We start from the raw sequence: 14818 nt of genomic DNA, 5'->3' as shown, positions 1-14818 counted from the left end.
TCCCACCCCCCGCGCCGGCGCCCCCCGCCGGCCCCGGCCGGGGGCCGCGGGGCCGCGCCCCCCCCCCCCGGCGACCAGGCTAGCCCTCGGGCCCGAGCGGGCGTCAGACCGCGCCGGGCAGCGGCGGTTCGACCGCCAGCGGCGCGCTGGCGCGGGCCCGGTGCTGGTCGGCCCAGGAGACCAGCGCCACCGTGCAGGCGTGGTCCAGGTGGCGCAGCCCGGACCAGTCCAGTTCCACCGGCCGGTCCTCCGGCAGCTTCTCCAGGGTGTCCAGCAGCCGGGGCAGCCGCAGGAAGGTGGCGTTGCCGCTCAGCCGCACCCGGTGCACCGGCTGCCCGTCCGGCCGCTCCCGTTCCTCCACCGCGATCTGCAGGTGCGAGGTCTGCCAGGCCGACTTGGCCACCGCCAGGCCGACGCCGATCAGCACTCCCTCGAACAGGTCGGTGGTGATGATCGCGGCCGCCGTCACCACCAGCACCAGGGCCTCGCCCAGGTGCTCCCGGCAGAGCGCGACGATCCGGCGCACCGGCACCAGCTTGGCGCCCGCGTGCACCAGCACGGCGGCCAGCGCGGTGAGCGGGACGAACCCGAGCGCGCCGGGCAGCAGCGCCGTGAACAGCAGCAGCCAGCCGCCGTGCAGCACCCGCGAGGCCTTGGTGCGCGCACCGGCCTGGACGTTGGTCGCGCTGCGCACGATCACCGCGGTCATCGGCAGCGCGCCGAGCAGCCCGCAGACGGTGTTGCCCACGCCCTGGGCGGTGAGTTCGCGGTCGTAGTCGGTGCGCGGACCGTGGTGCATCCGGTCGACGGCGGCGGCGCTGAACAGCGTCTCGGCGGAGGCGATCAGGGTGAAGGCGACGACCGTGCCGAGCCCGGCGGGCCCGGCCAGGGCGGTGAGCGCGTCGCCGTCGGGCAGGTGTACCACGTCGAGCAACCCCGCCACCCGGACCCGGGCCACCGGGAGGTCGGCGGCCGCGGTGACGGCCGCGGCCAGGCCGACGGCGGCCAGCGGGGCGGGGACGGCGCGGGCGGCCCGCTGCGGCAGGTACTTCCAGCCGACCAGGACCAGCAGGGTGCCGAGGCCGAGGGCGACCGCGCCCGGGGCGGCCGCCGCGGTCAGCACGTCGCCCAGCAGGGCGGGCAGTCCGGCGATCTTCTCCGGTCCGGTGGCGGGGGCGCGGCGGTCGGCGAGCGCGTAGAGCTGGCCGAACACCAGGGTCAGTCCGATGCCGGCCAGCATGCCGTGCACCACGGAGGCGGACATCGCCCGGAACCAGCGGCCGAGCCGCAGGGCGCCCATCGCCAGCTGGAGCAGGCCGGTGCCGAGCACCAGCAGGCCGAGCGCGCCGACGCCGAAGCGCTGGACGGCGTCGGCGACCAGGACGGTCAGGCCGGCGGCGGGCCCGCTGACCTGGAGGCTGCTGCCGGGCAGCAGGCCGGCCACCAGGCCGCCGACGATGCCGGTCACCAGCCCGAGTTCGGCCGGGACGCCGGAGGCCACGGCCACCCCGACGCACAGCGGGAGTGCGACCAGGAACACCACCAGCGAGGCCGGCAGGTCGTGGCGCCAGGGGATGCCGCGCAGGACGGCGGGGGTGCGGGGACGGCCCGGTGGGCCGTGCTTGCGGAGCCGGCCCGGCGGGCTGTCGCTCCGGTGGGGCGGCGGGTTCACCCGGTCACCGCCAGGGACCGGACAGGGGTGCAGCAGCGCATGGGAGCGTTCCTTCCACGCGCCCGCCGCAGCGGGCGCGCCGTTGCAAGGGCGGGGAGCAGGAGGACGGGGGAAGACCGCGGAGGGGCGGCGACAGCGGTACGGCCGCGGGTCCGGTCGGACCGTGCGCGGCGGCGGGTGTCGGGTCGGTGCGGCCAGGGGGTGCGTCCCTCGCTCGGGTGCGGCGGACCGGGCGCGCTGGTCCTGGACGGGGCCACCGGCGGAGTTCCCCCGCTCGACCGGCGCTCCCCAACCCCCCTTGCCGCGGCCTCAGTTGGACGTCACGGGCCCGGCGTGCCACCGACGGTACCCAGCCCTGCGGGGCGGGCCCACCGGTGACACCGTCCCTTCACCGGCACTGCACACCGGCTGCGCTTTCCGGCGCGGAGCGTCCGCTTCCTCGGGAACACCGGGCCGGTGGCCGTTCTGGCGTACGAATCGGCACTCCGGGGACGCCTCCGCCCGGCTTCCACATTCTGTTGAAGTCCCCTTGACGCCCCGACGGACCCCGCCCTACCGTATTCCACATAAAGGAAACCATCTTCCGTATTGTGGAATTCAGGAGTTGAGCCCTCCGAGCCACTGCGGGCCGACGCAGGAGAGATCCGATGCCCCGTATGACAGCCGCCCGCGCGGCCGTGGAGATCCTCAAGCTCGAAGGCGTCGAGGTCGCGTTCGGCGTGCCGGGCGCGGCCATCAACCCGTTCTACGCCGCGCTCAAGGCCTCCGGCGGGATCCGGCACACCCTGGCCCGGCACGTCGAGGGCGCCTCCCACATGGCCGAGGGCTACACCCGCGCCAGGGCCGGCAACATCGGGGTCTGCGTCGGCACCTCCGGTCCGGCCGGCACCGACATGATCACCGGCCTGTACTCGGCGATCGCCGACTCCGTCCCGATCCTCTGCGTCACCGGCCAGGCCCCCGTCGCCCGGCTGCACAAGGAGGACTTCCAGGCCGTCGACATCGCCTCGATCGCCCGGCCCGTCACCAAGGCCGCGACCACCGTGCTGGAGGCCGCGCAGGTCCCCGGCGTGTTCCAGCAGGCCTTCCACCTGATGCGCTCCGGCCGCCCCGGTCCGGTCCTGATCGACCTGCCGATCGACGTCCAGCTGACCGAGATCGACTTCGACCCGGAGCTCTACCAGCCGCTGCCGGTCCACAAGCCGGCCGCCAACCGCGCCCAGATCGAGAAGGCCCTCGCACTGCTCCAGCGCTCCGAGCGCCCCCTGATCGTGGCGGGCGGCGGGGTGGTCAACGCCGACGCCGCCGACCTGCTGCTGGAGTTCGCCGAGCTCACCGGCGTCCCCGTGGTCCCGACCCTGATGGGCTGGGGCACCGTCCCGGACGACCACGAGCTGAACGCCGGCATGGTCGGACTGCAGACCTCGCACCGCTACGGCAACGAGACCTTCCTCGCCTCCGACTTCGTCCTCGGCATCGGCAACCGCTGGGCCAACCGCCACACCGGCGGACTCGATGTCTACACCGCGGGCCGCACCTTCGTCCACGTCGACATCGAGCCCACCCAGCTCGGCCGGATCTTCGCCCCGGACCTCGGCATCGCCTCCGACGCCGGGGCCGCGCTGGAGCTGTTCGTCGAGGCCGCCCGCGAGCTGCGGGACGCCGGCACGCTCAGGGACCGCGGCGCCTGGGCCGCCTCCGTCCAGGAGCGCAGGGCCCGCCTCCAGCGCCGCACCCACTTCGACGACGTGCCGCTCAAGCCGCAGCGCGTGTACGAGGAGATGAACCGGGCCTTCGGGCCGCAGACCCGCTACGTCACCACCATCGGGCTGTCCCAGATCGCCGGCGCGCAACTGCTGCACGTCTACCGGCCGCGGCACTGGATCAACTGCGGCCAGGCCGGCCCGCTCGGCTGGACGATCCCGGCCGCGCTGGGCGTGGCCACCGCCGACCCCGGGGGTCAGGTCGTCGCGCTCTCCGGCGACTACGACTTCCAGTTCATGATCGAGGAGCTGGCCGTCGGCGCCCAGCACCGCATCCCCTACGTCCACGTGCTGGTGAACAACTCCTACCTGGGGCTGATCCGCCAGGCGCAGCGCGCCTTCGACATCGACTTCCAGGTCAAGCTGGAGTTCGAGAACGTCAACGCGCCGGAGCTGGGCGCCTACGGTGTGGACCACGTCAAGGTCGTCGAGGGCCTGGGCTGCAAGGCGATCCGGGTCACCGAGCCGGAGGGGCTGCTGCCGGCCTTCGAGGAGGCCAAGAAGCTGGCCGCCGAGTTCCGCGTCCCGGTCGTGGTCGAGGCGATCCTGGAACGGGTCACCAACATCTCGATGGCCGCCGCCGACATCGACAAGGTCAACGAGTTCGAGGAGTTGGCCACCCTCCCGGAGCACGCCCCGACGGCCATCAGGCCGCTCACGCGCTGAACGCCCCCGGGCGGGACCCGGCCGGGCACGCGCTCCGGTGACGCCGCGGCCGGGCGCGCGCACCGGCCGCACAGGGGCGGACGAGCCGCTCCGCACGCCCCCGCGCCCCCGCGCGCCCGGAACACCGGCACGCCGCCCGCGGTTGATCAGGTCGCGGCCGCTACCGTGGCCCCGGAAGAGGCCCGGCCCGACGAATCCCCGAAAGGACCACCCCCGTGAGCCTGTACGACATCCCGCTGCGCACCCTCGACGGCGCGGCCACCTCGCTGGCCGACCACAAGGGCAAGGCGCTGCTGATCGTCAACGTCGCCTCCAAGTGCGGCCTGACCCCGCAGTACACCGGCCTGGAGAACCTCCAGAAGCGCTTCGCCGGGCGCGGGTTCACCGTCCTGGGCTTCCCCTGCAACCAGTTCGCCGGGCAGGAGCCGGGCAGCGCCGAGGAGATCCGGTCCTTCTGCTCCACCACCTACGGCGTGACCTTCCCGCTGTTCGAGAAGATCGACGTCAACGGGGACGGCCGGCACCCGCTGTACGCCCGGCTGACCGAGGTCGCCGACGAGGAGGGCCAGGCCGGGGACGTCTCCTGGAACTTCGAGAAGTTCCTGGTCTCCCCGGACGGCACCGTGGTGGCGCGGCTGCGCCCGCGCGTCGAGCCGGAGTCGGAGGAGCTGGTCGCCGCGATCGAGGCCGTCCTGCCGGCCTGACCGCGCGACGGACGGGGCCCGGGCCGGCGCCCGGGCCCCGTCACAGCAACAGCCGGGTGCCCGGCGGCAGTTCACCGTCCCGGGCGGCGTCCCGCAGGTGCGCCAGCAGGGTCTCCCGGAGCGCCTCCGCCGCGCGGGTGAGCGGCACCTCGTGGCCGTGCGCCAGGGCGATGGTGCGGCCCAGCTCCGGCCCGGCGAAGGCCGTCACCGCGAGGCCGGAGCGGGCGGCCACCATGCCGGGGACGACGGCCGGCCCGATCCCGGCCCGGACGAAGCCCAGCACCGCGTCCATCTCACCGCCCTCCACCGCGAACTCGGGCTCGAACCCGGCCGCCCGGCAGGCCGCCAGGGTCGCCTCGCGGACGTCGTAGCCCTCCCGGAACATCACCAGCGGCCGGCCCCTGAGCTCCGTCACCCGGACCTTGCCCCGCCGGGCCCGCCGCTCGGCCGCGACCAGCACCAGCTCCTCGTGCAGCAGTTCGGTGACCGCCGGCGCGGGCGCCTGCTCGCCGCTCGGCGGGGTGATGATCAGCGCGAGGTCCAGCTCCCCCGCGGCCAGCCAGCCGACCAGGTCGCGCGAGCCGCCCTCGCGGACCACCAGCGTCACGCCCGGGTAGCGGTCCCGGAAGACCCGCAGCACGTCCGGCACCAGGCTGGTGCACAGGCTCGGCGGCGCGCCCAGCCGGACCCTGCCGCGGCGCAGCTGCACCGTCTCCTGCACGGCCAGCCGGGCGCTCTCGGTGTCCGCGAGGATGCGCCGGGCCAGCGGCAGCAGGGCGTCCCCGGCGTCGGTGAGCGCGATGTTGCCCCGGGTGCGGTGGAACAGCTCGGCGCCCAACTCCCTTTCCAGCGAACGGATCTGTTGCGAGAGGGACGGCTGCGCGACGTGCGCCGCCTCGGCGGCCCGGGTGAAGTGGCGGGTCTCGGCGACGGCCAGGAAGTAGCGGAGTTGCTGGAGCTGCACAGGACCAGGATAGGCCGCATCGATAGTCACCGCCTATCGTCACGAGCCGCATCATGTCTTGGACGCACCCTGGTAGCCGTCCCTACCGTTGCAGCCATGACAACCGCGACTCGGACGGCCCGGCATCCGTCCACCCTGGCGACCCTGTGGCGGTCGACCGTCGGCAAGAAGGCGGTCATGGCCGTCACCGGACTGGCCATGCTGCTCTACCTGGTCGCGCACATGCTGGGGAACCTCAAGGTGTTCTTCGGCCCGGACGACATCAACGGCTACGCGGCCTGGCTGCGTACCATCGGCCGGCCCGTCCTCGGCCACGAGTGGTTCCTGTGGATCGCCCGGGCCGGCCTGCTCGCCGCGGTCGTGCTGCACGGCGTCTCCGCGTACCAGCTCAGCCGCCGCGACCTCGCGGCCCGCCCGAGCAGGTACGCCCACCGGCGCCGCCGCGCGAGCTACGCGACCAGGACCATGCGCTGGGGCGGGGTGATCCTGGCGCTGTTCATCGTCTGGCACATCCTCGACCTCACCACGCTGACCGTGAACCCGGGCACCGACCACGCCCAGACGTACCAGAACATCGTGGCCTCCTTCGGCCGCTGGTACGTCGACGTGTTCTACGTCGTCGCGATGCTGGCCGTCGGCCTGCACATCCGGCACGGGTTCTGGAGCGCCGCGCAGACCCTCGGTGCCAACAACGCCCGCCGCGACCGGGCGCTCAAACTGATCGCGAACGGCCTGGCGCTGGTGCTGACGGCCGGCTTCCTGTCCGTCCCCGTGGCCGTGATGACCGGAGTCGTGAAATGACCTACCTGGACTACACCCTCGGCGAGCCGGTCGCCGACACCAAGGCCCCCGAGGGGCCGATCGAACAGCGCTGGGACCAGCGACGGTTCGACGCCAAGCTGGTCAACCCGGCCAACCGGCGCAAGCACACCGTGATCGTCGTCGGCACCGGACTGGCCGGCGGCGCGGCCGGCGCCACCCTGGCCGAACAGGGCTACCACGTCGTCCAGTTCTGCTTCCAGGACTCCCCCCGGCGGGCCCACTCGATCGCCGCCCAGGGCGGCATCAACGCGGCCAAGAACTACCGCAACGACGGCGACTCGATCCGCCGGCTGTTCTACGACACCGTCAAGGGCGGCGACTTCCGCGCCCGCGAGTCCAACGTGCACCGGCTGGCCCAGGTGTCGGTGGAGATCATCGACCAGTGCGTGGCCCAGGGCGTTCCCTTCGCCCGCGAGTACGGCGGCCTGCTGGACACCCGGTCCTTCGGCGGCGTGCAGGTCTCCCGGACCTTCTACGCCCGCGGCCAGACCGGCCAGCAGCTGCTGCTCGGCGCCTACCAGGCGCTCTCCCGGCAGATCGCGGCCGGGAACGTGGAACTGCACCCGCGCACCGAGATGCTCGACCTGCTGGTCGTCGACGGCCGGGCCCGCGGCATCGTCGCCCGCGACCTCGTCACCGGCGAGATCCGCTCCTACACCGCGGACGCCGTGGTGCTCGCCAGCGGCGGCTACGGCAACGTGTTCTACCTCTCCACCAACGCCAAGAACTCCAACGCCACCGCGGTCTGGCGGGCGCACCGGCGCGGCGCGTACTTCGCCAACCCGTGCTTCACCCAGATCCACCCGACCTGCATCCCGCGCTCGGGCGACCACCAGTCCAAGCTCACCCTGATGAGCGAGTCGCTGCGCAACGACGGCCGGATCTGGGTCCCCAAGGCGCGGGGCGACGACCGGCCGCCCGGGCAGATCCCGGAGGAGGAACGGGACTACTACCTGGAGCGGATCTACCCGTCCTTCGGCAACCTGGTGCCGCGCGACATCGCCTCCCGGGCCGCCAAGAACGTCTGCGACGAGGGCCGCGGCGTCGGCCCCGGCGGCCAGGGCGTCTACCTGGACTTCGCCGACGCGATCCGCCGGATGGGCCGGGAGGCCGTCGAGGCCAAGTACGGCAACCTCTTCGAGATGTACGAGCGGATCACCGCCGAGGATCCGTATCGGGTGCCGATGCGGATCTACCCGGCGATCCACTACACGATGGGCGGGCTCTGGGTCGACTACGACCTGCAGACCACCGTCCCGGGGCTGTTCGCGGTCGGGGAGGCCAACTTCTCCGACCACGGCGCCAACCGGCTCGGGGCCAGCGCCCTGATGCAGGGCCTCGCCGACGGCTACTTCGTGCTGCCGCCCACCATCAACGACTACCTGGCCCGCCACCCGCTGCCGGCCGTGCCCGCCGACCACCCGGTGTTCGCCGAGGTGGAGGCCGAGGTCGAGGACCGGCTCAACCTGATCCTCGCGGTGGACGGCGACCGCACCCCGGACTCCTTCCACCGCGAGCTCGGCGAACTGCTCTGGGACGAGTGCGGGATGGCCCGCGACGAGGCCGGGCTGCGGCGGGCCCTGGAGCGGATCCCGCTCCTGCGCGAGGAGTTCTGGCGCCGGATCAAGGTGCCGGGCACCGGGCAGGAGCTCAACCAGTCGCTGGAGAAGGCCAACCGGCTGGTCGACTACTTCGAACTGGCCGAACTGATGTGCCTGGACGCGCTGCACCGCGCCGAGTCCTGCGGCGGCCACTTCCGCCTGGAGAGCCAGACCCCCGACGGCGAGGCCGCCCGCCGCGACGAGGAGTACTCCTACGCCGCCGCCTGGGAGTTCACCGGCACCGGCGAGGCACCCGTCCTCCACCGCGAGGAACTCGACTTCGAGTACGTCCACCCCACCCAGCGGAGCTACGCATGAACCTCACCCTGCGCATCTGGCGCCAGGCGGGCCCGGACGCGCCCGGCTCGATGACCACGTACCAGGTCAGCGGGATCAGCCCGGACATGTCCTTCCTGGAGATGCTGGACACCCTCAACGAGGAGCTGATCACCCGCGGCGACCAGCCGGTCGCCTTCGACCACGACTGCCGCGAGGGCATCTGCGGCGCCTGCGGCATGGTCATCAACGGCCAGGCGCACGGCCCCGAGCGCACCACCACCTGCCAGCTGCACATGCGGCACTTCCGGGACGGCGACACCATCGACGTCGAACCGTGGCGGGCGGCGGCGTTCCCGGTGGTCAAGGACCTGGTGGTGGACCGCTCCGCCTTCGACCGGATCATCGGCTCCGGCGGCTACATCACCGCCCCCACCGGCGCCGCCCCGGAGGCGCACGCCACGCCCGTCCCCAAGGAGGTCGCCGACACCGCCTTCGAGCACGCCGAGTGCATCGGCTGCGGCGCCTGCGTGGCGGCCTGCCCGAACGGCTCGGCGATGCTCTTCACCTCCGCCAAGGTGGTGCACCTCAACGTGCTGCCGCAGGGCGCGCCGGAACGGGCCGCCCGGGTGCGGAACATGGTCTCGGCCATGGACGCCGAGGGCTTCGGCGGCTGCACCAACACCGGCGAGTGCGCGACCGCCTGCCCCAAGGGCATCCCGCTGCCCAGCATCGCCGCGATGAACCGGGAGTTCCTGCGGGCCGCCCGCGGCTGACGGCTCCTCACACGATCGCCCCTCCGGGGGATCAGCCCCTCGGACGTTCGAAACCTCGGACGGTCGGCCCCCCGCTCTGGTGCTCAGGCGGGGGGCCGACACCCGTTCCGGGCGGGCCCGGCGCTACCCGTACGGGTGGTGGATCGCGGCGAGCGGTGCTTCCTGACGGAGAATCGCGCTACGGTGGTGCTCCGCCACGGAAGGACGGCATATGCCCGAGGTTCAGTCCTGTTCCGGGTGCGGCGGGTCCGGGGGGACCCAGAAGACCGAGGCAACGGTCGAACTGGACGAGGAAGGAAGCATGGTGCCCAGCGTCCACACCTTCTGGTCGCCCTGCGGTCGGTGCCACGGATCCGGGACGGTGATCGTCGGATGAGGTTCGTCTTCGAGTGCGTCGAGTGCGGTGGGCACTACCTGCCGCCCGAGGAGATGGTGTACCCGGACGGGCCGGCCTCGCCGGTCTGGTGCACCGCCTGCCAGAGCGCCAAGCGCGCGGCCGGCCTGCGGGAGGATCCGCTGCTCGCCCGGGTGGCGCTGGCCGCCGCCCGGGCCGCGCTGGCCGGCCGGACCGCCGAGGCGGCCGAGCAGCCGGCCCGCTCCGACGTCCGCCCGTCCCGCCCGCCGCTGTCCCGGCGGGCCCGGTCCGGCCCCGGCGTGGTGCGCAGCCGGCTGGGCTGACGGCCCGCGGGTCGGCGGGGCCGGAGAGCCGGCCCCTGGCCCTGCTCGGCGGTCGGCCTACGCCGCGTCCCTCGCCCCCGCCCTCACCTCCGCCTCCGTCTCGGCGAGGAAGCGCTCCACCAGGTCGGCGACGGTGTCCGGGGCGTCCTCGGGGCTGTAGTGGCCGACGCCGGGCAGTTCGACGGCCCGGCCGCGCGGGAACGCCTCGGCGAACAGGGGCAGGAAGTGCCGGGCGGCGAGGGTGCGGTCGGCCGCGCCCCAGAGGGCGAGCGCGGGCAGGGCGGCGAGCGCCGCGCGGGCCTCGGCACCCGGGGTCGCGAAGGTGTGCGCCCCGGTGGCGAAGCCCTTCGCCCAGCCGATCGCCCCGGCGGCCTCCGTGCGGGAGGGGAAGGCGGCACCGTAGGCAGCCGTCCAGGTATCGGTGATCAGGGTGTTGTCCTGGAAGCCGTTGAGCTTCAGGACGCCGAGGATCATGTGGCCGAGCTCGCCAAGGACGGCCTCCAGGCTGCTCTCGGCGTGCGCCCTCACGATCCAGCGGAACCACGGGGACTCGGCCGCGTTGGCGGCGAGCGCCGCGCCGAGGCCGGGCTGCCCGAACGGCGTGGGCCCGTTGACGCTCACCACCCGGGCGATCAGCTCCGGGCGGCGGGCGGCCAGGCCCATGCCGACCGGCCCGCCGAAGTCGTGCAGGACCAGGGTGAGTTCGCGCAGGCCGAGGTCCAGGACGAGCGCCTCCAGGTTGTCGACGTGGTCCTGCAGCCAGTAGGTCCGGTCGGCCGGGGTGGCGCTCTTGCCGAAGCCCATGTGGTCGGGGACGACCACCCGGTGGGTCGGGGCCAGGCGGCGGACCAGGTCGCGGAAGAGGTAGCCCCAGGTGGGTTCGCCGTGCAGGCAGAGCACCACGGGGCCGGTGCCCTCGTCCACGTAGTGCTGGGGGAAGCCGGCGGCGGTGCTGAAGTGCGGCCGGTACGGGAAGGTGCCGTCGAAGCTCTCGTGGGCGGCGATCATGGTTGGGCTCACTCCAAGGTGGTAGCAACATAAAACCGCAAGGCCGAGGCTAGGCCTCGTGGTTTTATTACGCAACCATGCTGGTCGGAGCGGTCCCGATCGGCCTCAGAACAGCGCCTCCTGAGTGTCCGGCTCCGGCGGCCGCAGCCGCTCCTGGAGGGTCAGGCCCGCGGGGCCGCGGCCGGTGACCGGGCTGAGCGTCCAGCCGGTGAGCTGCCGGGTGTCCAGCAGCAGCGGGCCGGAGCCGTCGGCTTGGTCCAGGAAGAGGTGCCGGCCCACCGGCGGCCGGAGCCGGCCGGCGAGGACCGCACCGTCGGCCAGCCCGGTGATCTCCCGGTAGGCCTCCGGGGCGCCGCCGACCAGGCCGTAGCGCTCGACGTGGTCGACCACCGGGCGGTCGGCGAGCAGCTCCACGGCGTGGCCGTCCAGCAGCCGGTGCGCCCGGGCGCGGGCCTCGGTGAGCACCGCACGGCGGTGCGGGGCGTCGCCGTGCGACCACCAGTGCTCGGTCTTGAGCCGGGACTTGAACCGTTCCCGGGCCAGGCCCGAGGCGGCGACGGTGAGTTCGGCGCGCCGGACCGCCGGCAGGGCGCCGCGGGCGGTGAACGCGTAGGCCAGCGCGCCCTGTTCGAGCAGCCGGCTGTCGCCGCGCTGCTCGGCGGTCAGGCCGACCTTGAGCAGGCCCTCGCCGAACCAGGCGAGGTAGAGCAGGTAGGTGCGGCCGTCGTCGAGGATCTGGTCCCGGGCGAGGGCGAGGCCGCGGTCCACGCTCTGGCAGGCCGGGCACTGGGTCGCGCCGCCGTTCGGGTCGATCACCGCGTGGTGCGGGCAGGGCGTGCGCTCCGTCGCCCCGGCCAGCCACGCCCCGACGCAGCGGCGCGGGCCGCCCAGCAGCCAGCCGACCTCCGCCCCCGGCGCCACCGCCCGCTCGTGCACCTGGGCGCCGCGCGCGGCCCCGAGCACGGCTCGGCCGTCCCGCCAGCTCAGGCCGGTGGAGATCCAGCCGCCCGGGTGGGCCTGGTGCTCCGGGTGCTGTGGGGGGATCGTCACGCCTTCTCCTTACCGCCGGTAGCCGTCGACCCTACCCGGTGCCACCGACAGGCGGCCCGGCCGGTGGGATCGGCGACGGCACGGACGACCGCGGGCCCCGCCGGCGACGAACGCCGGCCGGGCCCGCCGCCGTTCCCTCGGCCCGCCGGAGCCTCCCGAGGACCGTCGGTACCGCGTCGGGCGCGTCCGCCTCCACGACGGAAAGGCCCCCTGCTCAGGAGCACTTGGCCGCACGGGGCGTTCACGCTCTATTGTTGCGGGCGCGGTCGGCGGCGCGGCCGGGAGGCGGTGCCGCGGGCCCGACAGTCGGCACGAGGCGAATGGGGTGGACGGACGGTGTCGGGGCGGCGGAGCAGCGGGGTGCTGGCGATCTGGGCGGAGGCGCAGCGACAGCAGCAGCGCCGGGAGGAGGCCCGGTGGCGCGCCGAGGCGGCGGAGCAGCGCCGCCGGGAGCGGGAGCAGCGCGAGACGCAGAAGGCGGCGGCCCGTGGCGAGCGCGAGGCGCAGCGCGCCTACCAGCAGTCGCGGGAGGCGGAGGCCGCCCGGCGGACGGCCGAACTGGACGCCCGGGTCGAGGAGTTGAGGGGGCTGCTGGCCGCCGGGCTGGCCGCGCCGGCCTTCGGGCCGCAGGCCCTGCTGGCGCCGCCGGCGGTGCCGCCGTTCGATCCGGGGCCGCTGGGTGAGCCGGTGCCGATGCCGGACCAGTCCTCCGCCCACTACTTCGTGCCGCCGCCGGACCCGGTCCAGGCCCGCAACCGGGGTGTGCGCCAGCAGTACGAGCAGTACCTGGCCCAGGCCCGGGCCCGGTTCGAGCAGGACTGGTACGCCGCGCAGGCCCGGGAGGCCGACCGGCAGCAGCGACTGGCCGCGTACCACCAGGAGTACCTGGCCGGGGCCGAGCAGGCCCGCCGGCAGCAGCGGGAGCTGGCCGCCCGGACCGAGGAGCTGCTGCGCCGGCTGCGGGCGGGCGAGCCGGAGGCGGTGCAGGAGTACTTCACGGCCGGTCTGTACGCCTCGGCGGCCTGGCCGGAGGGCTTCCCGCACCGGCTGGTGGCGGCGTTCGACGCCGGGAGCCGCCAGCTGGTGGTGGACTGGGAGCTGCCCGGGCCGGACGTGGTGCCGGCGGCCGCGCGGGTGCGGTACGTGAAGTCGGACGACCGCGAGGCGGAGGTGGCCCGGCCGGCGACGGAGCGCAAGGCGCTGTACAAGGAGGTGCTGGCGCAGTCGGCGCTGCGGGTGGCGGCGGAGGTGTTCCGGGCGGACCGGGACGGGCTGCTGGACTCGGTGGTGCTGAACGGCTTCGTCCTCGGCATCGATCCGGCGACCGGCCGGGAGGCGGAGCGCTTCCTCTCCACCCTGACCGCCACCCGGGCCGGCTTCGCCGCGCTGGCGCTGGACCGGGTGGCCCCGGTGGACTGCTTCCAGGGCCTGGGCGGCCGGCTGTCGGCGCGCCCGGAGCGGCTGGACGAGGTGCGGCCGGACCGCCGCCCGGAGAGCGTCGGCGGGAGCCTGGCCGGGCACGGCGGCGAGGACGAACCGGACCTCTTCGAGATGGACCCGCTGGACTTCGAGGACCTGATCGCCGAGCTGTTCCGGCTGCGCGGCTTCCGGGTGATGACCACGGCCCGCAGCGGCGACGTCGGGGTGGACGTGGTGGCCGAGGACCTGGACCCGGTGACCGGCGGCAAGATCGTGATCCAGGCGAAGCGCTACAAGAAGACCGTCCCGCCGACGGCGGTGCGCGATCTGGAGTCCACCGTCCGCCACCACGGCGCGATCAAGGGCATCCTGGTCACCACCGCGGGCTTCGGCCGGGGCTCGTACAGCTACATCGAGGGCAAGCCGCTGACCCTGGTGAGCGGCCCGGAGCTGGTGGCCCTGCTCGCCGAGCAGGGGTTGCGCGGCCGGCTCGGCGGCGGCGCGGCAGCCGCCGCCGCGGCGGCCGACGGCCCGGAGGAGGTGCGCGAGACCGCCCTGACGGTGAGCTGGCAGAGCCGGACGGCCGGCGGGGACGCGGTGGAGCTGGACGTCACCGCCTTCCTGTGCGCCGGCGGCCGGGTGCTGAGCGACGAGCACTTCGTCTTCTTCAACAGCCCGCAGGACCCGGACGGCGCGGTGCGCCTGCACCCGACCCACTCGGTGCCGGGCGAGCCGACCCGGGCGGCCCGGCTGGCCCTGGACCTGCACCGGCTGCCGGCCGTCGTCGAGGAGGTGGTGGTCGCCGTCTCCACCGAGGAGGAGGAGCACCCGGCGCTGCCGCTCGGCTACGTGCACGGGCTGGCCCTCGCCGCCGCGTACGGGCCGGGCGCGGGCGGCCCGGACGCCTGGGCGGGGCCGACCGGCGGGGTGCCGGACAGCGCGATGCTGCTCGGGGCGTTCCGCCGGGCCGCCGGCGGCTGGGAGTTCAGCCCGTCCGGGCGGGCGGTGGCCAACGGCCTGGCCGGGCTGGCGACGGCCTTCGGCGTGGCGGTCGAGTAGGCCGGGACGCGCCCCGAGGGCCCGGCCGGCGGTCACCGACCGACGGCCGGGCCCCTGCCCCTCAGGGGTCGTGTCATACCTGAGGAGGAGAACGCCCCCGCCACCCCGCCGGGTCGGCGGGGGGCCGACCACTCGCACGGCAGTACACATCGCATTCGAACAGCTTGGGATGATGTTACGGAGTTAAACATTCCGTTAACCCGTCCCAGGAGCACACGTGACGTTCCCCGCAACCGCCGTCCACACCGGCCGGGCCGCCGCCCGGGCCACCGGCCTGAACAAGGTCTACGGGGAGGGGGAGACCCGCGTCGTCGCCCTCGACAACGTCAGCGTGGTCTTCCCCCAGGGCGAGTTCACCGC

Annotated in this window: 11 protein-coding genes and 1 pseudogene; 8 read left to right on the top strand and 4 right to left on the bottom strand. The window is 74.4% G+C overall.

Features of this window, described 5'->3' with window-relative positions:
• Nucleotides 1-103: 103 nt before the first annotated feature.
• Nucleotides 104-1585 (bottom strand): SulP family inorganic anion transporter, encoded by a 1482-nt coding sequence (locus ACWD4P_RS36010; protein WP_449782530.1) that lies wholly within the window; start codon nucleotides 1583-1585, stop codon nucleotides 104-106.
• A gap of 734 nt (nucleotides 1586-2319) precedes the next feature.
• Between ACWD4P_RS36010 and gcl the strand changes: the two genes are divergently transcribed.
• Both gcl and ACWD4P_RS36000 read left to right on the top strand, forming a co-directional pair.
• Entirely contained in the window at nucleotides 2320-4101 is a 1782-nt protein-coding gene (gcl, locus tag ACWD4P_RS36005; RefSeq protein WP_359829534.1) for a glyoxylate carboligase, read from the top strand.
• 215 nt (nucleotides 4102-4316) lie between these two features.
• On the top strand, nucleotides 4317-4805 hold the full coding sequence (locus ACWD4P_RS36000) for a glutathione peroxidase (RefSeq protein WP_359829535.1): 489 nt from the start codon (nucleotides 4317-4319) through the stop codon (nucleotides 4803-4805).
• A 40-nt stretch (nucleotides 4806-4845) separates the two neighbouring features.
• On the opposite strand, the gene ACWD4P_RS35995 is transcribed toward ACWD4P_RS36000, so the two are convergent.
• The gene (locus tag ACWD4P_RS35995) at nucleotides 4846-5769 is read right to left on the bottom strand and encodes a LysR family transcriptional regulator (protein ID WP_359829536.1); all 924 of its coding nucleotides are present in this window, start codon (nucleotides 5767-5769) and stop codon (nucleotides 4846-4848) included.
• Nucleotides 5770-5865: 96 nt separating this feature from the next.
• Between ACWD4P_RS35995 and ACWD4P_RS35990 the strand changes: the two genes are divergently transcribed.
• The 4 genes from ACWD4P_RS35990 (at nucleotide 5866) to ACWD4P_RS35975 (ending at nucleotide 9922) form a co-directional block, all read left to right on the top strand.
• Nucleotides 5866-6570 carry a succinate dehydrogenase cytochrome b subunit gene (locus ACWD4P_RS35990; protein WP_449782529.1) on the top strand — a complete coding sequence of 235 codons (705 nt, stop codon included), beginning with the start codon at nucleotides 5866-5868 and terminating at the stop codon, nucleotides 6568-6570.
• Entirely contained in the window at nucleotides 6567-8510 is a 1944-nt protein-coding gene (locus ACWD4P_RS35985) for a fumarate reductase/succinate dehydrogenase flavoprotein subunit (RefSeq protein ID WP_449782528.1), read from the top strand. The genes ACWD4P_RS35990 and ACWD4P_RS35985 overlap by 4 nt, the downstream gene beginning before the upstream one ends.
• Nucleotides 8507-9244: a succinate dehydrogenase/fumarate reductase iron-sulfur subunit gene (locus tag ACWD4P_RS35980; RefSeq protein ID WP_359829539.1), complete on the top strand. Its 738-nt coding sequence runs from the start codon at nucleotides 8507-8509 to the stop codon at nucleotides 9242-9244. The genes ACWD4P_RS35985 and ACWD4P_RS35980 overlap by 4 nt, the downstream gene beginning before the upstream one ends.
• Nucleotides 9245-9616: 372 nt before the next feature.
• Nucleotides 9617-9922: a hypothetical protein gene (locus ACWD4P_RS35975; protein WP_449782527.1), complete on the top strand. Its 306-nt coding sequence runs from the start codon at nucleotides 9617-9619 to the stop codon at nucleotides 9920-9922.
• A 57-nt stretch (nucleotides 9923-9979) separates the two neighbouring features.
• On the opposite strand, the gene ACWD4P_RS35970 is transcribed toward ACWD4P_RS35975, so the two are convergent.
• Nucleotides 9980-10942, bottom strand: coding sequence for an alpha/beta fold hydrolase (locus tag ACWD4P_RS35970; protein ID WP_449782526.1), 963 nt, complete (start codon nucleotides 10940-10942; stop codon nucleotides 9980-9982).
• A gap of 93 nt (nucleotides 10943-11035) precedes the next feature.
• On the bottom strand, nucleotides 11036-11980 hold the full coding sequence (locus ACWD4P_RS35965; protein WP_359831460.1) for a DUF2797 domain-containing protein: 945 nt from the start codon (nucleotides 11978-11980) through the stop codon (nucleotides 11036-11038).
• 360 nt (nucleotides 11981-12340) lie between these two features.
• Here ACWD4P_RS35965 and ACWD4P_RS35960 point away from each other — a divergent pair, with 360 nt between their 5' ends.
• Both ACWD4P_RS35960 and ACWD4P_RS35955 read left to right on the top strand, forming a co-directional pair.
• A complete protein-coding gene (locus tag ACWD4P_RS35960; RefSeq protein WP_449782525.1) occupies nucleotides 12341-14458 on the top strand; it encodes a restriction endonuclease in 2118 nt (705 codons plus the stop codon).
• A gap of 217 nt (nucleotides 14459-14675) precedes the next feature.
• Nucleotides 14676-14818, top strand: a pseudogene (locus ACWD4P_RS35955) (ABC transporter ATP-binding protein); the annotation flags it as partial.

Source organism: Kitasatospora sp. NPDC002543, from assembly GCF_053594915.1.
The sequence above is the reverse complement of the archived record's forward strand: the minus strand, read 5'-3'. Positions and strand labels throughout refer to the sequence as shown.

What these genes read in the sequence shown, in the direction of transcription:
- ACWD4P_RS35990 (WP_449782529.1), top strand. Translation starts at nt 5,866, where the DNA reads ATGACAACCGCGACTCGGACGGCCCGGCATCCGTCCACCCTGGCGACC.
- ACWD4P_RS35985 (WP_449782528.1), top strand. Translation starts at nt 6,567, where the DNA reads ATGACCTACCTGGACTACACCCTCGGCGAGCCGGTCGCCGACACCAAG.
- gcl (WP_359829534.1), top strand. Translation starts at nt 2,320, where the DNA reads ATGCCCCGTATGACAGCCGCCCGCGCGGCCGTGGAGATCCTCAAGCTC.
- ACWD4P_RS35975 (WP_449782527.1), top strand. Translation starts at nt 9,617, where the DNA reads ATGAGGTTCGTCTTCGAGTGCGTCGAGTGCGGTGGGCACTACCTGCCG.
- ACWD4P_RS35980 (WP_359829539.1), top strand. Translation starts at nt 8,507, where the DNA reads ATGAACCTCACCCTGCGCATCTGGCGCCAGGCGGGCCCGGACGCGCCC.